Origin of the sequence: Bradyrhizobium betae (assembly GCF_004123905.1) — a bacterium.
Classification (GTDB): domain Bacteria; phylum Pseudomonadota; class Alphaproteobacteria; order Rhizobiales; family Xanthobacteraceae; genus Bradyrhizobium; species Bradyrhizobium betae_A.
The window spans coordinates 21,164-41,885 of the sequence record NZ_MZXW01000007.1 but is presented as its reverse complement, the minus strand read 5'-3'; the positions used below and the strand labels follow the sequence as shown (position 1 = coordinate 41,885).

At 65.7% G+C, this 20,722-nt stretch carries 17 protein-coding genes; 9 read left to right on the top strand and 8 right to left on the bottom strand.

Annotated elements, in window-relative coordinates; translation table 11 throughout:
• Positions 1 to 334: 334 nt before the first annotated feature.
• Positions 335 to 2,746 carry an ATP-binding protein gene (locus B5V03_RS04195; protein WP_129268021.1) on the bottom strand — a complete coding sequence of 804 codons (2,412 nt, stop codon included), beginning with the start codon at positions 2,744 to 2,746 and terminating at the stop codon, positions 335 to 337.
• 315 nt (positions 2,747 to 3,061) lie between these two features.
• Between B5V03_RS04195 and B5V03_RS04190 the strand changes: the two genes are divergently transcribed.
• Positions 3,062 to 3,775: a substrate-binding periplasmic protein gene (locus tag B5V03_RS04190; protein WP_164987777.1), complete on the top strand. Its 714-nt coding sequence runs from the start codon at positions 3,062 to 3,064 to the stop codon at positions 3,773 to 3,775.
• A gap of 10 nt (positions 3,776 to 3,785) precedes the next feature.
• Here B5V03_RS04190 and B5V03_RS04185 read toward each other — a convergent pair whose 3' ends face one another.
• Together B5V03_RS04185 and B5V03_RS04180 are read right to left on the bottom strand one after the other, a co-directional pair.
• Positions 3,786 to 3,989, bottom strand: coding sequence for a hypothetical protein (locus B5V03_RS04185; protein WP_129268019.1), 204 nt, complete (start codon positions 3,987 to 3,989; stop codon positions 3,786 to 3,788).
• 26 nt (positions 3,990 to 4,015) lie between these two features.
• A complete protein-coding gene (locus tag B5V03_RS04180; protein ID WP_129268018.1) occupies positions 4,016 to 4,201 on the bottom strand; it encodes a hypothetical protein in 186 nt (61 codons plus the stop codon).
• 203 nt (positions 4,202 to 4,404) lie between these two features.
• Between B5V03_RS04180 and B5V03_RS04175 the strand changes: the two genes are divergently transcribed.
• A complete protein-coding gene (locus tag B5V03_RS04175; protein WP_129268017.1) occupies positions 4,405 to 4,785 on the top strand; it encodes a YciI family protein in 381 nt (126 codons plus the stop codon).
• Between the two features lie 9 nt (positions 4,786 to 4,794).
• On the opposite strand, the gene B5V03_RS04170 is transcribed toward B5V03_RS04175, so the two are convergent.
• Entirely contained in the window at positions 4,795 to 5,385 is a 591-nt protein-coding gene (locus B5V03_RS04170; RefSeq protein WP_129268016.1) for a TMEM175 family protein, read from the bottom strand.
• Between the two features lie 129 nt (positions 5,386 to 5,514).
• On the opposite strand from B5V03_RS04170, the gene B5V03_RS04165 reads away from it, so the two are divergent.
• Positions 5,515 to 7,572, top strand: a complete 2,058-nt coding sequence (locus B5V03_RS04165; RefSeq protein ID WP_129268015.1) for an ATP-dependent helicase — start codon at positions 5,515 to 5,517, stop codon at positions 7,570 to 7,572.
• A gap of 56 nt (positions 7,573 to 7,628) precedes the next feature.
• Complete coding sequence (locus tag B5V03_RS04160) at positions 7,629 to 8,609, top strand: NADPH:quinone oxidoreductase family protein (protein ID WP_129268014.1); 981 nt, start codon at positions 7,629 to 7,631, stop codon at positions 8,607 to 8,609.
• Positions 8,610 to 8,639: 30 nt separating this feature from the next.
• Here the strand turns inward: B5V03_RS04160 and B5V03_RS04155 are convergent, their stop codons facing one another.
• The 3 genes from B5V03_RS04155 to B5V03_RS04145 are packed head-to-tail and all read right to left on the bottom strand — an operon-like array spanning position 8,640 to position 11,758.
• Entirely contained in the window at positions 8,640 to 9,887 is a 1,248-nt protein-coding gene (locus B5V03_RS04155) for a metal-dependent hydrolase family protein (protein WP_129268013.1), read from the bottom strand.
• Positions 9,888 to 9,899: 12 nt separating this feature from the next.
• Positions 9,900 to 10,403 carry a GAF domain-containing protein gene (locus B5V03_RS04150; RefSeq protein WP_129268012.1) on the bottom strand — a complete coding sequence of 168 codons (504 nt, stop codon included), beginning with the start codon at positions 10,401 to 10,403 and terminating at the stop codon, positions 9,900 to 9,902.
• Positions 10,400 to 11,758 (bottom strand): MFS transporter, encoded by a 1,359-nt coding sequence (locus B5V03_RS04145; RefSeq protein ID WP_129268011.1) that lies wholly within the window; start codon positions 11,756 to 11,758, stop codon positions 10,400 to 10,402. The genes B5V03_RS04150 and B5V03_RS04145 overlap by 4 nt, the downstream gene beginning before the upstream one ends.
• 113 nt (positions 11,759 to 11,871) lie before the next feature.
• Here B5V03_RS04145 and B5V03_RS04140 point away from each other — a divergent pair, with 113 nt between their 5' ends.
• From B5V03_RS04140 to B5V03_RS04120, 5 genes are all read left to right on the top strand, one after another.
• Positions 11,872 to 12,795: a LysR family transcriptional regulator gene (locus tag B5V03_RS04140; protein ID WP_129268010.1), complete on the top strand. Its 924-nt coding sequence runs from the start codon at positions 11,872 to 11,874 to the stop codon at positions 12,793 to 12,795.
• A gap of 317 nt (positions 12,796 to 13,112) precedes the next feature.
• Complete coding sequence (locus B5V03_RS04135) at positions 13,113 to 14,552, top strand: hypothetical protein (RefSeq protein WP_129268009.1); 1,440 nt, start codon at positions 13,113 to 13,115, stop codon at positions 14,550 to 14,552.
• 68 nt (positions 14,553 to 14,620) lie between these two features.
• Positions 14,621 to 15,778, top strand: coding sequence for a hypothetical protein (locus tag B5V03_RS04130; protein WP_129268008.1), 1,158 nt, complete (start codon positions 14,621 to 14,623; stop codon positions 15,776 to 15,778).
• 97 nt (positions 15,779 to 15,875) lie between these two features.
• Entirely contained in the window at positions 15,876 to 16,907 is a 1,032-nt protein-coding gene (locus B5V03_RS04125; RefSeq protein ID WP_129268007.1) for an LLM class flavin-dependent oxidoreductase, read from the top strand.
• A gap of 117 nt (positions 16,908 to 17,024) precedes the next feature.
• A complete protein-coding gene (locus B5V03_RS04120; protein WP_129268006.1) occupies positions 17,025 to 19,319 on the top strand; it encodes an SUMF1/EgtB/PvdO family nonheme iron enzyme in 2,295 nt (764 codons plus the stop codon).
• 56 nt (positions 19,320 to 19,375) lie between these two features.
• On the opposite strand, the gene B5V03_RS04115 is transcribed toward B5V03_RS04120, so the two are convergent.
• Positions 19,376 to 20,629 carry an OmpA family protein gene (locus B5V03_RS04115; protein ID WP_129268005.1) on the bottom strand — a complete coding sequence of 418 codons (1,254 nt, stop codon included), beginning with the start codon at positions 20,627 to 20,629 and terminating at the stop codon, positions 19,376 to 19,378.
• Between the last annotated feature and the right edge of the window lie 93 nt (positions 20,630 to 20,722).

Here is a 20,722-nt window from a genome sequence, read left to right as displayed (position 1 = left end):
GGCTCCCTAACACGGCCGGGCGGCGGTCTCAACTGCCCCAAGGGCGGCATCTTGCGGCTTTCAGTGGCTTTCCGGCCCTTGCGCACAGGCCGGGTTCCGCGTCTTGCCGCCTCCCCTTAACAGCGGCGTCGTCCCGGCCTATATTAAAGTCTCCCGAAACCAACGAAAGGAGGTGATCCAGTGTCTCTTACCAAGCGCTGTCACCTCGCTGGGATCGCCCGCTAAGCTTTGAAACGGGCTTGGCATTTGGGGCGCTCTCAGCCCTGGACCAGCGAGCAAGAAATCGGGCGCGACGGGGCCTCCCCGCCGCGCCTTTTTCGTCGGATGGCGCCGCTCACGCGGGCGGCTCGCCCGCGAGCACCTCGCGAATCTTCTCCGACAGCTCCGCCTTCCGGTATGGCTTGCACAGCAGCGCCACGCCGGGGTCGAGATGCCCTTCGTGGACGATGGTGTCGTCGGTATAGCCGGACGTGTAGAGCACCTTCACTCCCGGCCGGCGCAGCCGGACGGCTTCGGCCAATTCCCGGCCGTTCATGCCGCCGGGCATGATGATGTCGGTGAACAGCAGATCGAACCGGGCGCCCTGATCGACCAGCGCGAGCGCGGCTGCGCCGTCGCCCGCCACGAGCGTGCGATAGCCAAGGCTGCCGAGCTGGGCGACGACGTAGCCCTGCACCAGCGGATCGTCCTCGACCACCAGGATCGTCTCGTGCCCGCGCGCCGTGGCGGGCGCCTGGACCACGGCCGTTCTGGCCGGCATCTCGCCCTTCGACCGCGGCAGGAACAACCGCATCACCGTGCCGCGTCCCTCCTCGCTCTCGATCGCGACGGTGCCGCCGGTCTGGCGGGCAAAGCCGTAGACCATGCTGAGACCGAGCCCGGTGCCGCGTCCCACCCCCTTGGTGGTGAAGAACGGCTCGAACACGCGCTCGTGGATGTCGGCCGGGATACCGTGACCGGTGTCGGTGACCGCGACCATCACGAAGGCACCGCGCATGACGTCGCCGTCGCCGACGCTGCGCAGGCCGTCGAGCTCCTGGTTTGCGGTCTCGAGCGTCAGTCTGCCGCCGCCCGGCATCGCATCGCGCGCATTGACGGCGAGATTGACGATCGCGGACGAGAGCTGCGACGGATCCGCCATCGCGGACCAGGCGTCGTCCGCGAGCCGGGTCACGATCTCGATATGCTCGCCGAGGATCGGCTTCAGCAGCTTCGCCGTCTCGACCACGAGCGCGTTGACGTCGATCTCGCGCGGCTCGAGCGGCTGGCGACGCGCAAAGGTCAAGAGCTGCGAGGTGATCTCGGCGCCGCGCGCGGCCGCATCGTCGATCAGCTGCGCGATCGCCGCGAATTGAGGCCTGTCCGCGAGCCCTTCCTGGATGATCTCGATGGTCCCGGTGATGACGGTGAGCACGTTGTTGAAGTCGTGCGCGACGCCGCCGGTGAGCTGGCCGATCGCGTCCATTTTCTGGGATTGGCGCAGCCGCTCCTGGGTCTCGTGCTGCACGGTGAGGTCGGTGGCCGACCCGCGATAGCCCATGAAGGCTCCGTCGGCGCCGAACACAGGGTGGCCGTTGACGCTGAAATGGCGTACGCGTCCGGCCGTATCGCGGCCGCGATACTCGAACTTCCGAAACGGCTCGTGGCGGTCAAGCATCGCATTGTGCTCGCGCCATTTCTGCGGCTCGGCGTCGCGGTCGAAGGCGCCGTCGGACCTGCGCTTGCCGATCAGGGCCGCACGGTCCATGCCGAAAGCACCGACCCGGTCCGATATGTAGGTGAACACGTGATCCGGCCCGGTCTCCCAGAACCAGTCGGACGCGGTCTCGGCATAATCGCGAAAGCGCTGCTCGCTCGCGCGCGCGTCGTCCTCGGCGCGCCGCCGGATCTTGAGGTCGCGCTCGAGATTGGCGTTGGCCTCGCGCAGCTCGCCATAGGCGCGTTCGAGATTGCCGCACATCGCGTTGAAGGCGACGATCACCTTGTCCAGCTCGTCGGGATCGTAGGGCGGCCGGCGCTCCAGGTGCAAAGGCGGCGGCGGCCGCGCCAGGCTGTATTTGCCGACGAAGTCGGCGATGGCGACCAGGTGCCGCGTCACCAGCAGATGGAACATGTAGATGATGAACAGCGAGACGAGGAACGTCTTCGCCGCCTGGCTCGCCAGAATGACCAGGGCGCGGTTCAGCAATTGCTGGTAGACCTCGCTCAGCGTCGCCTCGACATGGAGCACGCCGATCGTGCGCGCCACCCCCTGCACGGTGGTGTATAGCGGATAGTCGCGCGTCACGATCGATCGGGCACCCGGCTCGCCGACCGCGACACGGATCGGATTGGGGCGATCGGCGATCTCGCGCACTTCGGCGGCGCGGATGTCGGGCAGCCGCAGGATGCCGTCGAGCTGGAGCTTGAGCTGGTTCTGGTCGAGATTCCACAGGCTCTCGCCGAGGCTGCCGGTGGTGCTGCGGCCGATCTCGTCGAGCCGGGTCGCGATGACCCCGACCTCGCGGTTGTAATCGAGATAGAGCTGAAGCCCGGTCAGCACCAGCGTGACGATCGATGAGAACAACAGCACCGCGGCCAGGAGGCGCGGCCCGACGCCGCTGCGTGACCAATTGAAAATCCGCGACAACAGCGCCCCTGACATCGCCGGCGCAAGCACCGCGCCGATCCCGCTCACACCCTGCTTCGCGGCCGCCGGGGCAGCGGCGCGGCTGCGCTTGGACTCATGATCGCCTGAGTTGCCCATGCACCACTTCCCCGGAATGGCGGCACCCTGCTCCGGCCGGCCGCGGCCGCGAGCATTCGGCAGTACAGATTTTCCCTTCACGCAGTGTGCGCGGCGATCCTGTCGGCCCTTGCGGTCGGCGGGGTCATATCTTGCGCCCAGCGGCAGGATTGCCGCATAAACTATCACTTCGCGTGCTAGAATGACATCGGTGAAAGTCCGGAATCGCCTGCATCGCGGGCGAGCGATGGCAGTTGCAGCCGTCGCGCAGGCGCCACCCTCGGTAGATCGCGCGGGCACTTCGAATCCAGTGGTGCACGATCAAGGAGACGCGTGATGTGGCGAATAGCCGTCGCATGCCTGTCGTTGCTCGCAGCCGCTCCATCTCAAGCGCAGGAGCTGATCAGGCTGGCGCGCATCGCCGACATCCCCGATCAATATGTCGGCGGCGAGATGCTGCGGGCGGTCTACGCCAGGCTCGGCATCAAGCTCGAATTCGAGGACGTCCCCGGCAAGCGGGCGCTGGTACTGTCGAGCGCCGGCGAGGTCGACGGCGAGATCCAGCGGATCGGAACGCTGTCCCGCGACTACCCGACGCTGGTCCAGGTCACACCGGCGATCAACTACATCGAGCCCGCAGTGTTCACGACGAAACTTCACTTCGACGTCGCCGGCTGGAATTCGATCCGGGGCTACAGCATCGGCATCGTCCGCGGCGTCGGCTCCTCGGAAGCCGGCACGCGCGGCATGGCTGAGGTCACGGCGACCACGAGCCTCGAGAGCATGGTCAAGATGCTCGACGCCGACCGTTTCGAACTGATGGTCACCGACCTCTTCAGCGGGCTTGTCGCGGTGCGGAAGCTCAATCTGCAGGCCAGGATCTACCCGCTCTCACCGCCGCTCGAGCGCATCCACGTCTACCATTATCTGCACGAGCGTCATCGCGATCTGGTGCCGAAGGTCGGCAAGGTGATCGCGCAGATGGAGGCGAGCGGCGAATTGGCGACGCTGCGCGAAGCCCTCGTCAAGCAGGTCCTGAGCGCGCCTTAACGGCGCGAACTCAGATCGTGCGAATCCGTTCACGTACCGCCACGGCGGCGATCAACACGCCGACGCACCAGGCCATCACCGCCCTGTGAGGCTCCTCGCCGAGGAGCACGGTGAAGATGCTCGCGAGCAGGCACGGCGCGATCGCCTTGCTGCTCCGGCTCACAAGCGACAGCAGGAACGGCAGCGCGGCGATCGATATTTGCAGGACGTCCATGGTGAAAGACGGTCTCGCCGGAGGCTTCAGAAGCCGCAGACATTGAGCGCGCGCGGGCGCTTTCCCCGGCGGCTCTCGACGATGCGCTCACCGCCGTTCTCGGCCGAGCTGCCGTAATAGCGGTGATGACCGCCCTGGTCGTGCAAATCGGCAGGCTCCGATTCTGCCCCCCGCCGTGCGTCGCAGATGATCTTGATGGTGTGACCCGACATCGAAGCCTCCGAATTCCTCAGCCTTCTCAGTGGTCATCAGTCGCATCGGCTTCAGGCGGCGTTCACCCCCGCGGGGCGCAATCGGGTTTCAGGATGGTTTCGTCGAGAGCCGCACGACGCAATATTTTGTGGAGGGGGATTGTCGGTTGCGACCGCAGTGATACGTCCTTGGGACGCGCGCAGCGAAAACAAACGAGGTGACGATGCTTTACGCCATCCTGGCCTACCACGTGGAAGACGAGATCTTGTCCTGGACACCGGAGCAGGACGCCGCGGTCGTGGCCAAAGTCATCGAGGTTCAGGCGCCCCTGAGGGCGAGCGGACATCTTGGGCCGGCCGCCCGTCTGGATGGCACCCGAAAGGCGCACACCTTGCGCGGCCCCGGCGCGGGTATCGTGCTGGACGGCCCGTTTGCGGAGACCAAGGAGCAGCTTCTCGGCTTTCACCTCGTGGAATATGACACGGATGAGGAGGCGATCGCGGCGGCGCGAACGCTGCGTCAGGTCAATCCGTCGGCGGTCTACGAGATCCGCCCGGTCATGCTTTACGTGCCGGCCGACGGGTTCGGCACGACAAAAGCGTGAGCCGCCGCCTTACGCGTCCGCTCCGTTCGGCGCGGCATAGAAGCGCCGGATCAGCACCCCGCCGAAGGCAATGAACCACAGGAAGGGCGCGACATGCGGCGCGAACGCCGCAACGACCGTGCCCGGAATGAACACGGCAAGCGGAAACAGCGACGCCATGATCTCACGGCGCCAGCCACGGTAGATCGTCCACCACAGCCACGCATTGAGGCCGGCGATCGCGATCAGATGCATGCCGTAGAGCACCGCCACCGCGCTGCTCATCGCGTAATTGGTGTAGAGGCCGTTGGTGACAGGCAGCAGCACGATCGAGAGCAGGAAGAACAGATTGAGGATCACCGCGCCGCGGCTGCCCAAGGGCTGGCGCGCCAGCCGCCGGTGATGGCTGATCCAGAACAGGCCGGCGATGATGAAGCTGAGCGCAAAGCCGGCGAGCTTGCCGGAATAGACATGGGCGAGATCGCTCCAGTCGGGCGCGTTGGTGAAGACTGCCGCCTTGGGCAGATCATAGGCCAACAGCGTCATGGCGACACCAAAAATGGTGTTGCTGAGCGATTCCAGCCGCCGCATCTCGAACTGTTCGGGCTTGAGCTCGGTCATAGGGACGGCTCGCTCTTTTCGGGCTGGAACTTCGGACGCCTTTTCCCTAGGTCTTAACTCCGGTTCCGTCCAGCCGCATTGCGATTCGCAAGGAGATCGCCGACTCTCACCCTTTCACCGGGGCGATTCGTGGCGACATATCTGGACACGCTCAATGCGGAGCAGCGCCGCGCCGTGGAGCATGGCGTCGCCGACGGCGCGACCGTGGGCGCCCCCCTGCTCGTCATCGCCGGTGCCGGCTCCGGCAAGACCAACACGCTGGCCCATCGCGTCGCGCATCTGATCGTTGCCGGCGCCGATCCGCGCCGCATCCTGCTGATGACATTCTCCCGCCGCGCCGCGGCCGAGATGGCCGGCCGGGTCGAGCGCATCTCGCGAAAAGTGCTCGGCGAGAACAACGCCGCGATCATGCGCGACGCGCTGACCTGGGCTGGCACCTTCCACGGCATCGGCGCGCGACTGTTGCGCGAATATGCCGAGCGGATCGGGGTCGATCCCGCCTTCACCATCCACGACCGCGAAGACTCCGCCGACCTGATGAATCTGGTCCGGCACGAGCGCGGATTGTCGAAGACCGAGAGCCGCTTTCCGGCCAAGGGTACGTGTCTCTCGATCTACTCCCGCTGCGTCAACGCCGAGATGGAGATCGAGAAGGTGCTGGGGGCGCACTATCCCTGGTGCGCCGGCTGGGCGGCCGCGTTGAAGGGCCTGTTCGCGGCCTATGTCGAGGCCAAGCAGGCCCAGCACGTGCTCGACTACGACGATTTGCTGCTCTACTGGTCGCAGATGATGAGCGATGCGCTAATCGCCGAAGAGATCGGCGGCCGTTTCGATCATGTGCTGGTCGACGAATATCAGGACACCAACCGCCTGCAATCCTCGATCCTTTTGGCGCTCAAGCCCGACGGACGCGGGCTCACCGTCGTCGGCGACGACGCGCAGTCGATCTACTCGTTCCGCGCCGCCACGGTGCGCAACATCCTGGACTTCCCGCAAAGTTTTTCGCCCCGCGCGGAAATGATCACGCTCGACCGCAATTACCGCTCGACGCAGACTGTGCTGGCGGCCGCCAACGGGGTCATCGGGCTCGCCCGCGAGCGCTTCACCAAAAACCTCTGGACCGACCGCACCGCCGCGCAAAAACCGCAGCTCGTCACCGTGCACAACGAGGCCGACCAGGCGCGTTACATTGTCGAGGAGGTGCTGGCCAACCGCGAGCAAGGCGCGCTGCTCAAGCACCAGGCGGTGCTGTTCCGGACGTCTTCGCATTCGGGCCCGCTCGAAATTGAACTCACGCGCCGCAACATCCCCTTCGTCAAGTTCGGCGGCCTGAAGTTCCTTGACGCCGCACATGTCAAGGACGTGCTGGCGCTGTTGCGCTTTGCCGAAAACCCGCGCGACCGCGTCGCGGGCTTCCGCATCCTGCATCTGTTGCCGGGCGTCGGCCCCGCGACCGCGCAGCGCGTGCTCGACCAGATGGCGGAGAGCCCCGATCCGCTTGCCGCGCTCGGCCAGCTGCCGGTGCCGGCACGCGCCGGCGACGACTGGACCGGCTTCGTCCGCACGGTCGCGAACCTGCGCTATTCGGAATGGCCTGTTGATCTCGAACGCGTGCGGCTGTGGTACGAACCGCATCTCGATCGCATCCACGAGGATTCCGAGACGCGCCGCGCCGACCTGATGCAGCTCGAGCAGATCGCGAGCGGCTATGCTTCGCGCGAAAAATTCCTGACCGAACTCACGCTCGATCCCCCCGATGCGACCAGCGACAAATCCGGGCCGCCCCTGCGCGACGAGGATTATCTGATCCTCTCGACCATCCACTCGGCAAAAGGCCAGGAGTGGAAGTCGGTGTTCGTGCTCAACGTCGTCGACGGCTGCATGCCCTCCGATCTCGGCGCCGGCACCTCTGCCGAGCTCGAGGAGGAGCGCCGCCTGCTCTATGTCGCGATGACCCGCGCCAAGGACGATCTGCACCTCGTCGTTCCCCAGCGCTTCTTTGTCCACGGCCAAGCCGCCAAGGGCGATCGCCACGTCTACGCCTCGCGCACCCGCTTCATCCCGGAATCCCTGGTCTATCTGTTCGAGCGCACCGCCTGGCCGAAGGCCGGCGCGGCCGGGGCCCGCGCCGCGGCGCAGGGGCCAAAGGTCGACATCGGCGCCCGGATGCGCGGGATGTGGCGGTAGACGCAAGAGGCTGCTGTCGAGACCTGTCAGGATGTCAGGAACAACAGAGGTCCGACATGAAAGCTGTCGTCGTCGAGCAATACGCACCCATCGATCAAATCGAGCTGAAAGACGTCCCCCACCCGCCCATGGAGCCCGGACAGTTGCGCATCCGGGTGGAGGCTGCAGGAATCGGATTTGTCGACGGTTTGAAGATTCAAGGGCTCTATCAGACCAAAGATCCCCTGCCCTTCATTCCCGGGACCGAATTCGCGGGCGTTGTAGACGAAGCTCCCGGCAGGCCGGGCGGCTATCAACCCGGCATGCGCGTGATGGGAATGACGCGGTCGGGTGCTCTTGCCGAAGAGATCGTCGTCAATCCCGAAGCGCTCTATCCCCTGCCGGACGGCGTCGCGGCCGAGGTCGCCGCCTCGTTTCGCGCCAATTACCTGACCGCGCTCTACGCGCTCAGTGCGCGCGCCTCGCTCCGCGCAGGCGAACAGCTGCTCGTGCTGGGCGCAGCTGGCGGCACGGGAATCGCTGCTGTCCAGATCGGCAAGCTGCTCGGCGCCCGTGTGATCGCAGCGGCATCGACGCCGGAGAAGCGCGAGTTCGCGCAACAACACGGCGCCGACGCGGTGATCGACTACACGCAGGCCGGCTGGCGCGACACGCTCAAGGAGCTGACCAATGGACACGGCGCCGACGTGATCTTCGACCCTGTCGGCGGCGAGATCTCGGTGCAGGCCTTTCGCTCCATCGCATGGCAGGGACGCCATCTCGTGGTCGGCTTCGCCGCGGGCTGCATTCCCACGCTGCCGTTCAATCTGCCGCTGCTGAAAGGCGGCGCCCTGCTCGGCGTCGACCTCGCACAAATTCCGACACGCGAGCCCGAGATGCAAAAACGGCTGATGTCGGAGCTGACGGGCTGGCTGGCTGCGGGCACGCTGAAGCCTGTGGTCGGTCGCGTCTTCGCACTGGGCGATTTCCGGGAAGCCTTCAAGACCATGCAGACGCGCGGGGCGCTCGGCAAGATGGTGGTGCGGATCTCGAAATAGGACGCATCGGTGCGCGGGATGTGGCGGTAACTACGCGTTCAGCCGGTCGAACTGGACCTGGCCCGCCTTCATCACGAGCGGAATGTGCTCGCCCTGGCCGAGCAGGCAGGTTACGTCGCGCAGCGGGTTGCCGTCGACCACCAGCAGGTCCGCGATTGCGTCTGGCGCGAGGCGGCCGAGCTTGCCTTCCATGCCGAGCACCTCGGCGCCGATCACAGTCGCGCTGGCGATGACGGCGCGGGGCCCGAGAATTTCGGCGCGGATGCGGAATTCGTCGCTCTGGAGGCGCTGCGACGGCCCGAGCAGGTCGCTGCCGAATCCCATCTTCACGCCGGCATCGCGATAGATCGTGAGCGAACGGAGACCAGCGTCGCGGACATCGGCGATCTTGGCGACGCTCTCCGGCGGCAGGCCGTATTGGGCGCCCTCATTGGCCAATGCCTCGTAGGTGACGAGCGTCGGCACCACATAGGCGCCCTTCTCGGCCATCAGCCGCGCGGTCGGCGCATCCACGAGATTGCCGTGTTCGATGGTGCGCACGCCGCAGCGAACCGCGCGTTCGATCGCGGCGGCGGTGTAGGCGTGGGCGAGCACATAGGTCTGCCGCCCGCGCGCCTCCTCGACGATGGCGCGGATTTCGTCCTCGGAGTAGCCGAAGGCTCCGACCGGATCGGTCGGCGACGCGACGCCGCCGGAGGCCATGATCTTGATCTGGTCGGCGCCCATCTGAAGCTCCTCGCGCGCGGCTTTGCGCACGCCGTCGACGCCGTCGGCAACACGCGCCAGTGCGCCGACACGCACGCAGCACGGACAGGGCGCATCGCTCGCGAGATAATCCGAGCGTGCCCGCATGTCGCCATGACCGCCGGTCTGGCTGAGCGCGCGACCGGAGACGAACAGCCGCGGACCGTCGGTCAGGCCGGTCTCGATCGCCTGCTTCAGCGCATGGCCGGCGCCGCCGGCGTCGCGGACCGTGGTAAAGCCACGTCGCAGCATGCCGCGCAGCAGCAGCGTTGAACGCAGCGTCACCAGCACATTCGGCATGTGGACCTGCTGCGCGAGATTGAGCTCGACGGCGATCGCGTGCACGTGCAGGTCGATCAGGCCGGGCATCAGCGTCTTGCCCTTCAGGTCAATGGTGCGATCGGCGGTGGCCTGGATCGGGCGATCCGAGACCTCCTTGATCAGGCTGTCTTCGACCAGCACGTCATGGCCTGCCAGCAAGTCCGGCTGAAGCGGGTCGAGCAGCGCGGCGTTCTTGAAGAGGATGCTGGGCATCGTGGAATCCTGTCAGAAATGGCCCGGCGCGAGCAGCGCCGGCAGTGTGAGCTGGGCAAAGGGAAGGCACGCGGCGACGTCATCCTCGCCATACCAGCCCGCCTCGTGAAGCAGATTGAGCGAGCCGAGCGTCCGGCCGCGCCAGCGCACGGGGATGTTGAGCACGCTTTCGCAGCCGAGCGAGACGATCAGCTCGTGGTCGGAGAACACCTTGCGCAGATCGTCGCGCGTGCGGCCGATATAAGCCTCGCCGCGGTCGAGAACGGCCTCGGTCCACGGACCCGGCGCGAGGCGCTTGCGTCCGCCGGTCGGGTACGGCCCGGGAAGATTGGAATAGACCCGCGCCGCTTCGCCGCTGTCGCCGTCATAGGTCAGGATCGTGAACAGCTTGTGCCCGATCGCCGACTTCATGGCTTCGTCGAGTGCCGCGAACAGCGCGTCCGGCTGATCCGCCCTGCCCTGCGCCGCCGCGACGGCGCAGAGCCAAGGATCAGCTTTCAGCGTGGCCCTGGTCATGCAACTTCACCCGCCGCGATCTCTTCCAGCGAACGGCCGCGCGTCCGCACGCCCATCAGCACGACGGTGAGAGCCCCGAGCAGCAGCACGGTGGTGGTGACGCCGAACACGCCCGCAAAGCCGAAATTGGGATAGAGGTAGCCGACCAGGATCGGCGAGACGATCGCGCCGATGCGGCCGATCGCGGAGGCAAGCCCGGCGCCCGTGGTCCTGACCGGCGTCGGGAACACTTCGGCGGTATAGGCATAGACGCCCGCATAGGTGCCGTTCATGAAGAGAGACAGGAAGATTCCCGCCGCCATGATTTGCTGGTCGCTCTGCGCGAAGGCAAGCCCGAGCGCGCTGGCGCCGCCGAGCACCATGTAGGTCGCGATCGTCGCCTGCCGGCCGATGCGCTCGTTGAAATACGCAGCGCTGAAATAGCCGGGGATCTGCGCGCAATAGATCGCGATCGAATAGGCAAAGCTCTTGGTGATGCTCATGCCGTTCTGAACCAGCAGGCCGGGGATCCAGACGAAGAACGAATAATAGCTGAAGGTGATCGCCAGCCACATGATCCAGGTCATGATGGTGATGCGCGCCTGCCGGCCCGCCAGCAGCGCCGCGAAATTGGCGAGCAACGTTCCGGTAGCTCCGGCCGGCGCGGTCGCTTCGACGACCGGCTGCGGCAGGACATGGCCCGCGCGCGCAAAGCCTGCCTCGATCCTGTCGAGGACAGCTTCGGCTTCCTTCTCCCGTCCCCGGCTTTCGAGCCAGCGCGGCGATTCCGGCAGCGCCCGGCGCCACCACAACAGCATGACGACCGGCACCGCCGTGATGACCAGCACGATGCGCCAGCCGTTGTCATAGGCGGGAACGATGAAGTAGCCGAGCAAGGCTGCGGCGACGAATCCGAAGGAGAAGAAGCCGGCCAGCGCGCCGGTAAAGCTGCCGCGGTAACGCCGCGCCACGAACTCCGCGAGATAGGGCGCGATGATCGCGCTCTCCGCGCCGGTCCCCATGCCGGCGACAACGCGGGCGGCGAAGAAGGACGGCCAGGTATCGACCATCGCACTCACGATCGATGCTGCGCAGTAAAGCGCCAGCGCCGACATCATCACGGCGCGGCGGCCGATCAGGTCGCCCAGCGTGCCCGCCAGCAATGCGCCGAACAGGAAGCCGATATAGGTGCTGCTGCCGAGCACGCCGATCTGCACGCTCGTCAGATTCCAGGCCGTGCGCAGCACCGGCAGGATGAAGGCCAGCACGGCCGCGTCCATCGCGTCGAACGTGTAGCCAAGCCCGCCCATCAACAGCAGATGCTTGTGGAAGCGTGCGAACGGAAGGCGCTCGATGCGCGCCGATATCATCGACATGAAAGTCCCCTCAGTCTGGCGGCCCGGCGCTCCGCGTGTCCCTGGGGGAACCATAGACAAAGTGACATTATCGTCATAATTTATAATCATGATCTAATATATCACTGTGGTGAATGTCCGTGTCGTTCCGCGCGCTCGACCTCAACCTCCTGAAAGTCTTCGAGGCGCTGATGACCGAGGGCAGCGTCACCCGCGCCGCGAGCGCGCTGACGATGACCCAGCCCGCGGTCAGCAATGCGCTGGCGCGGCTGCGCGACGCGCTCGGCGATCCCCTGTTCGTGCGGTCCGGCACCGGGATCCGTCCGACCCAGCGCGCCGTGGTGCTGTGGGAGCCGATCGGCGAGGCGCTGGAAAGCGTGCGTGGCGCGCTCGACGAGCGGGTGTTCGACCCCGCCCGCGCGCAGACCGAGTTCAGCCTGTCGATGTCGGACTACGTCTCCTCGCTCGTGATGCCGAACCTCCTGACCCATCTCGGACAGATCGCGCCGAAGGCGCGCGTCCACACCGTCCCCAACACCGTCGTCGAGATCGCCGACCAGCTCGAGGACAACAGGGTCGATTGTGTGCTCAGCGTCTATGTCAACGAGGCACAGCAGCCGGCCGCCATCCGCTCGCGCTCGCTATGGACCGTCGACTACGCCTGCTTCATGCGGCGCGGCCATCCCCTCGCCGCCCGGAAGCGGCTGAGCACCCGGACCTTCCTGAACGCAGGCCACGTCGATGTCAGCCTCGCGGGCAAGACCATGCCGTCCTACGACCTCTTCCTCGCCTCGCGCGGGCTGTCGCGCAACCTGGTCGCGACCGTCAACCACTACAGCGCCGCCTACGAGGTCGTGCGCCAGTCCGACCTGATCGCCGTGCTGCCGAGCGATTTGCGGTCGCAGTCCCGCCACGCGCCGCTGCTGCACGCGATGCCGCTTCCGCTCAAGGCGCCGCCGCGCATCGTCAGCCTGTTCTGGCACCAGCGCAACGACACCGTCCCGGCGCAGCGCTGGCTGCGCGAGACCCTGGTCGGGATGTTCGCCCGGTCCGATTGAGCGCGCGGCGCCGGCCGGCCTTTCCGCCAGTCCTTAACCGGCACCCGCCGACCCGATGCGGCACCGCAACAAAACGCCGCGCTTGACGGCTCACTCCCCAGTTGCTTCAATCCGATCATATTACTTTGAGCTGTCGGGATAATTATTTTGTGTACCCGTGGCGTCACCCCTGCCGGCGCAGGGCGAACATATTTCAGGAAATTATTTGCGGGCCGCGCCATCGCGTCCGCCCGGCTGAACAACTCACCTCACAATGCCCCGAACGCGTTCCTCAATCTGCCGCACCCTTGGTGCGTGCAATGTAGAGAGGCATAGCCATGCCCGCCACAATCCCTCCCTGGTTGGCAACGATGCGGCAGATCACGGGCACGCGGGCGCTCGATAACGGCGACAATCCCGTCATCATGAGCTGGCCGCAGAAGATCGGCGAGCTGTTCCCCGACACAAGGGCCTATTGCAGGGACTACACCCACGACTCCATCGCATGGTGCGGCCTCACCGTCGGCTATTGCATGGCGGTGAACGGCATCAAGCCGGTGTTTGGCGGCGACGCGGACTCGCGCTTCCTGTGGGCGCTTGCCTGGAAGCAGTTTGGAACCGACGCCGGCGGCGCGCCACAACCCGGCGACGTGCTGGTGTTCGAATGGGCCAGCGGCGGCCATCACGTCACGCTTTACGAGGAGACCAACGGCAACAGCTATGTCTGTCTCGGTGGCAACCAGGACCATCAGGTCAAGCGGTCGAACTTCCCCAGGAGCCGCTGCATCGCCATCCGCAGGCCGCCGGCCGCGGCGATTGCGCCGACGACAGACATGGTTCACTCCCCGGCACAGATGCAGAGCCGCGTCATCGCGACCGTATTCGGCGGCGCGTCCGATCCGAAGACCAGCGCCTATGACGGACACATGATCGATGACACCGAGCTCGGTGTGGCGCTGCCCGCTCACATTTCCGATCCGCGCCCCAATGTGAGCGTGTCGAAGGACGGCAAGACGGTGATCTGCAAGGTCGTGCATATCGGCCCCTGGAACACCGACGATGCATATTGGAAGACCGGTGCAAGACCCCAGGCCGAGTCCGGCGTCGACAGCCAGGGACACAGGACGAACGGCGCAGGCATCGATCTCACGCCGGCCGCGGCGAAGGCGATCGGTCTCATCGACAAGGGCGAGGTCGACTGGGAGTTCGTGGGCGCCCCGCTGACCCTGCCGTTCATTCCGTTCCCGTTCCATAGAGACTCAACGTCCCCCGACCTGGTGCAACAGCTGCTAGCTCAATTGGAGGCCGCCAAGATGCCCACCAATCCAACCACGCCGCCAGCCGGCGGACAGCCTGATATCGCAACGCTGGTCGCGGAGGCGCTCAAGGTCTTCCAGACCTTGGGACCAGGCGGTCAGCAGCAGCTGCCCACGGGCGGGACTGCGGCGACGCCGGACCATCTCCAGCAGTTCATCAAGGTGTTGAGCGCGCTGACCGGCGATTTCGGCGGCCCCAAGGGGCTGGGCCAGGTCAATGGCGCGCTCGGCGACACTGTCGGCCATCTGCTCGACGGCAAGAAGAGCGCAATCGGCATCATCGGCTCGGTGCTGACGGCGGTGCTTCATGTCGTCGGTCCGAGCCTGCCCGCGGCGGTGACAACCGCGATCGGCGGCCCGCTCGCGCCGGCAATATTGCCGATTTTCCTCGGCCTCACGGCCTGGGGCGTGCTTGGCAAGTTTGAGAAGTGGATGCCGCCGACCACGCCGCCGAAGCAATGAGGCGGCCGCCAAAACACGAAGGCTGAAGTGGAGTTCGCTCGCGTCGAAACACGACCAGGATGGCAGGCATGTCCGAGCAGGATGCAATTCGATGGTTCAAGACCCAGTTCGGCGGGGCGATCACAGCAGCCTGCCGCGGCACGCCTTACACACTCGACATGGCCACCGCGATCGCGATGCAGGAGACCTATTCCGATTGCTGGGGCCCGATTTACAGGACCAAGCCGGCCAGCGAGGTGCTCAAGCTTTGCGTCGGTGACACGCTCGATGCGCCGAAGCGCAGCGCGTTTCCGACGAGCAAGGCGGATCTTCTCGCCGTGCCATCGGGTTCGAGCATGTTCAACGTCGCCCGCCAGGCGCTGATCGACGTCGCGCAAGTCAGCAGCGCCTATGCGAAAGTGGCGGCGCAGCATCCCGACAAGTTCTGCCATGGCTACGGAATCTTCCAGTACGATATCCAGTTCTTCAAGACCGATCCGAGCTTCTTCCTGAACCGCGGCTGGTATGACATGGCCGAATGCATCAAGCGCCTCATCAAGGAGCTGGATGCCGCGTGCGGACGCGCCTACGGGACACGGAAATCGTCGCTCACCGACGATGAGATGATGTACGTCGCGATCGCCTATAATCGTGGAAGCGTACGGGTTGGCGGCGGTCCGCAACAGGGGTTCCGGGCTGACGACGGCCGCTTCTATGGCGAGAACTTCCGGCAATATCTGGCGCTCGCCCACGCCACCCCGGTGGACATTCACGTCCCGGCCGATCTCGGTCCGATCGCCGGCACCGTCCCGACGATCCCGGCCGGTCAGCGGGATCTACCGACGCTGGTGCAATCGGCGATGGCCATATTGCAGGCGATCGCCGCGCAACAACAATCGCAGCCGACCGGGACAGGCCAGGCATCGGCTTCCACGAGGCAAGTCGACGACTTCATCAAGATCCTGACGATACTGACCGGCAAGACCGCCGACGGCCGCTTGGGACAGGTCAATGGTGCGCTTGGACAGACCATCGGCAATCTGTTCGACGGCAAGAAGAGCGCCATCGGCATCATCGGCGCCGTCCTCACCACGGTGCTCCAACAGGTCGGCCCGCATCTGGACACCGCCGTGCCGCTGTTCGGCAATTTCGCTGAGCTGGGCCAAGCCGCGTTGCCGGTGTTCCTCGGCACGAGCGCCTGGGGAATCCTTGGCAAGTTCGAGAAGTGGCTGGCGCCGACCCGCTGAGCGGTCCAAAACGGAAACCGAGCATTTCCTGAAGCGGCCTTGCCGCGGCATGACCGCCCCTTAAGTGTCGTCGATCCTCCCCTCAGAGACCCGATCGATGACCGCACCGCTTGAATTCGGACTGGATACTTTTGGCGACGTAACGAAGGATGCGAGGGGCGCCATGCTTCCCCATGCGCAGGTGATCCGCAACGTCGTCGCGGAAGCCGTGCTGGCCGACGAGATCGGCCTCGACTTCATTGGCCTCGGCGAACACCACCGTTCAGATTTTGCGATCTCCTCGCCCGAGACCGTGCTCGCGGCCATCGCGGCGCGGACGAAACGCATCCATCTCGGCTCGGCCGTGACCGTGCTGAGCTCGGACGACCCGATCCGCGTGTTCCAGCGCTTCGCCACGCTCGATGCGCTCTCCAACGGCCGCGCCGAGGTGATCCTCGGCCGCGGCTCGTTCACCGAATCCTTTCCGCTGTTCGGTTTTGACCTGCGCGCCTACGAGGCGCTGTTCGAGGAGAAGCTCGACCTGTTCGCAGCCCTGCTGTCGCAGAAGCCGGTGACGTGGGAAGGCAAGCTGCGCCCACCACTGAAGGACCAACTCGTCTATCCCCCAGTCGAGAACGGTCAGCTGAAAACCTGGATCGGCGTCGGCGGCAGCCCGCAATCGGTGGTGCGCGCCGCGCATTACGACCTGCCTTTGATGCTCGCGATCATCGGCGGCGATCCCGCGCGCTTTGCTCCTTTCGTCGATCTCTATCACCGCGCCTTCAGGGAGTTCGGCCGCCCGGCGCAGCCAATCGGCGTGCACTCGCCCGGCTACGTCGCCGAGACCGATGAACAGGCGCGCGAAGAGCTGTGGCCCGACTACAAGGCCATGCGCGACCGCATCGGCAAGGAGCGCGGCTGGCCGCCGATGGGCCGCGACGAGTTCGTCAACGAGGCCGAGCACGGCTCGCTCTATGTCGGCTCGCCGGAAACGGTGGCGCGCAAGATCGCGGCGACCGCGAAGGCGCTTGGCATTTCGCGCTTCCAGCTGAAATATTCGGCCGGCCCCCTGCCGCATGAGAAGCTGATGAAGAGCATCGAGCTCTATGGCCGCAAGGTGGTGCCGCTGGTGCGGGAGATGATGGGGTAACGTCAACCATCGAGTATCCGCAAACGGCGGATTCTTCCGCTGACTGTGAGCGGGATCACAGATCGCGATCCGACAAGGTGTTCTGTACCGTCATTTGCGAATATGCTGGAAGGCATGATGCGTGTCGTCTCAGCGATCCTGTTTGTCGTTTCCGCAGTCTGCCTGTTCTGCGAACCCGCTTTCGCCGACCGGCGGATTGCGCTGGTGATTGGCAACTCCGCCTATGAGCGGGTTCCGCAACTGCCGAATCCCATCAACGACGCCACCGCGATGGCGGAGATGTTTCGGAAGGCGGGCTTCGAAGCGGTGACGCTCAAGCTCGACCTCAAGGCCGCCGAGATGCGCCGCGCGCTGCGCGATTTCGTCGACGCGGTGCGCGATGCCGACCTCGCCATCATCTATTACGCCGGCCACGGTCTCGAGATCGACGGCAGCAACTATCTGGTTCCGGTCGACGCCGTCCTCGAGCGCGACATCGACGCCTATGACGAAGCGATCCCGCTGGATCGCCTTCTGGCCGTGGTCGAGCCGGCGAAGCGGTTGCGGATGGTCATCCTGGATGCCTGCCGTGACAATCCGTTCGCCAAACGCCTGAAGCGCCCGGTTGCCTCGCGCTCGCTCCAGCGCGGGCTGGTGATGGTCGAGCCAAACAGTCCGAACACGCTGGTCGCCTTCGCGGCCAAGGCCGGCTCGACCGCCGACGACGGCGACAGCAGGAACAGCCCTTTCACCACGGCGCTGGTCAAACATCTGCCGGTCCCCGGCCTCGATGTCCGAAAAGCCTTCGGCTTCGTGCGCGACGATGTCCTCAAGGTGACGAATTACAAGCAGGAGCCGTTCATCTACGGCTCGCTCGGCGGCGATGACGTGGCCCTGGTGCCGGTGCCGCCCGCCCCGAAGGTCGACCCGGCGCTGGCGGCGCGTGACGATTACCAGCTCACCTCGCAGATCAACGTTGTCGCAGCCTGGGATTCCTTTCTCGCCAAATATCCGGCCGGCTTCTACAGCGACCTCGCCCGCGCCCAGCGCGACAAGCTGATCGCGGCAAGGGACGCCGAGCAGAGCCGCGTTGCCGCGGAGAAGAAGGCCATCGACGACGCCAAAGCGGCTGAGGACGCTCGGATCGCGGCTTCGAAAATAAAGGCTGCCGAAGACGCCAGGGCTGCGAAAGCTGCTGAAGACGCGAGGATGGCGAAGGCAGCCGAAGAGGCCAGAGCCGCGAAGGCGGCCGAACAGGCCAGGCTTGCGAAGGCCGCGGAAGAAGCCAGGGCCGCGCGAGCGGCCGAACAAGCCAGAGCCGCGAGGGCCGCGGAAGAGGCCAGGATCGCGAAAGCGGCCGAAGAAGCAAAAGCTGCGGAAGCTGCGCGGGCAAAGGCGGCGCAGCCGGCCCCGGGGCAGCAATTGGCGGCGATCGTGCCTCACGAGGTCAGGCCCGCCCCTGATATCGGCAAGGCCCAGCCCCGCGCGCAAGGCGGCTGTGCCGGCACGGAGCCGCAGGCTGCCGCGTTGTCGCTGGACGCCGCAAAAGCCCTGTCGCTGCCGGAAGAGTGCAGCCTGAAACCGAAGCAGAGCTTTCGGGAGTGCCAGAACTGTCCCGAGATGGTGGTCGTTGCCGCAGGCGAATTCTTGATGGGCTCGTCTGCCGGCGAGATCGGCAATGGCCTTGCGGCCGCCAATGAATCGCCGCAGCACAAGGTCGTGGTCAGGGAGCCCCTCGCGGTCGGCCGCTTCGAGGTGACGCGCGATCAGTTCGCAGCCTTCGTTGCCGCCTCGGGCTACAAGGCCGGCGACCGCTGCTTCACCTTCGAACAGAATGTGCCGAAGGAGCGCGAGAACCGCTCTTTTCTGATGCCGGGCTACGCGCAGGAAGGCAATCATCCCGCCGTCTGCATCAGCTGGACCGACGCGCAGGCCTATGTCGACTGGCTGTCGAAAACAACTGGCAAGCCCTATCGACTGCTGTCGGAGGCCGAGTTCGAATATGCCGCGCGCGCCGGCAGCACCCTGCCCTATACCTTCACCGACAATGCCGCCGATCTCTGCCGCTTCGTCAACGGTGCCGACCAGGCCGCGCGGAATGCCGGCCTGCCGCAGGATGCGCCCTACATGGCGTGCAGCGACGGCTATCCCTTCACCGCGCCGGTCGGCTCGCTCAAGGCCAATGCTTTTGGCCTTGCCGATCTGATCGGAAACGTCTGGGAATGGACTGCGGACTGTTTCGCCGACGATTATCGCGGTGCGGGCGCGGACAGCGCTGCGCGGTCGCAAGCAGACTGCGCGGCACGAACGCTGCGCGGCGGTGACTGGTTTTCGGCGGCGTCCTCACTGCGGCCGGCGATCCGCGCCAAGGCCGGTCCCGACGCGCATCACGACGACATCGGCTTCCGCGTCGCGCGCACGCTCGTGCATTGAAACGAAAAATCCCGGCTCGCGATGGAGCCGGGATCTCTGACGACTGGCGGGTCAGATCAGGTCGAGCGTCCCCCGGGCACACCGCCGCAGGGCGAGACCTTGAACTCGACGCGCCGGTCGAGCGCATCGCTGGCATCGTCCCGGCCGGTGCCCACGATCATCTCGCGCGAGCCCTTGCCGCTTGCGATGAGCCGGGTGCGCAGCGACTTCTCATTGTCCTCGAGCCGGTCCTTGACGTAGTCGGCTCGCAGCGCCGACAGGCGATCGTTCACCGCCGGCAGGCCGGTGGCGCTGGTATGGCCGACCACTTCGAGGCATCCCTGCCTGGCCGCGGTACGCTCTGCGATCTTCTCCAGCCACGCATCGTAGGGCGCGCGCATGCTGCGATCGTTGATAAACAGGGTCGAGCCCGGCTTGAACAGGAATTTGACCGCGAGCTTGTCGCTCGAAAGGCCGTAATCGACCACCTTGCCGAAAGCATCCATCGCGGCGCGGGTGCGATGCAGCTTGGCATTGGCGAGATAGATGCCGTTGTAGACGCGCAGCTGCTGGCCGCCCGGTGTCTTCAGCGCGCTCTGGTACACGTCGAGCGCGTCGCGGTAGCGGCCCGCATCGTAGGCCTCGATGCCGTCATTGACCAGCGAGGCCACCACGATGCGGTCGGCATAGGCCTGATCGACATTGTCGCCGACCTTGGTGCCCTGGCAGGTCTTGATGTAGCTGTCGGTCGAGGCATCCTTGGCGAAGACCGGGCTGTCGTTGAAGAACGCCGCCGGTGTCGGGTCGATGCCTTCGGGCAATGCGCGCGCGACGCCCTTGGAGATGATGGTCTTGGTCTTCATGTCGGCGAGCGCGAGGCAGATGCGGTAGGCATCCTTCGCCCCGCCGGCGACGCCGGCATTGTTGACCGCGGTGAAGGTGCCGATCAGCACGACCGGCGCCTTGGCGACGCTGTCGGAGGAGAAACGCGCGACCTGGAAGCGCGGATAGCTGCTCCTCACGAGATCGGTGATGCGTTTCTCTTCCAGATGGGTCGCCTTGGACTGCGCGCCGGTGACGCCGTCAATCAGGGGATCGATCACCAGCGTCACCTTGTCAGGTGCGTCCTTGAGATTGGCCTTGGAGAAGAGATCGTTCGCGGCCTTCAGCAGCGCGGCCTCGAACGGGACAGGCGTCGGTGGCGGCGGCGGGCTTGCTGCGGCGGGAGGCGCTTGCGCCGCCGGTGGTGTCTGCGCCTGGGCGAGGCCGCCGGTCAGAGAGCCGCAAATGAAGCAAAAGACAAATCCGAGAAAACCGCCGCGAATTTTCATCGCTGTCGCTCCCTGTGAAACTGCATGCTTGTAGCAACGGTATTGGAAGAATGATGGTGATCTATTTCACTGTTCCCGGACGTAATACGTCCG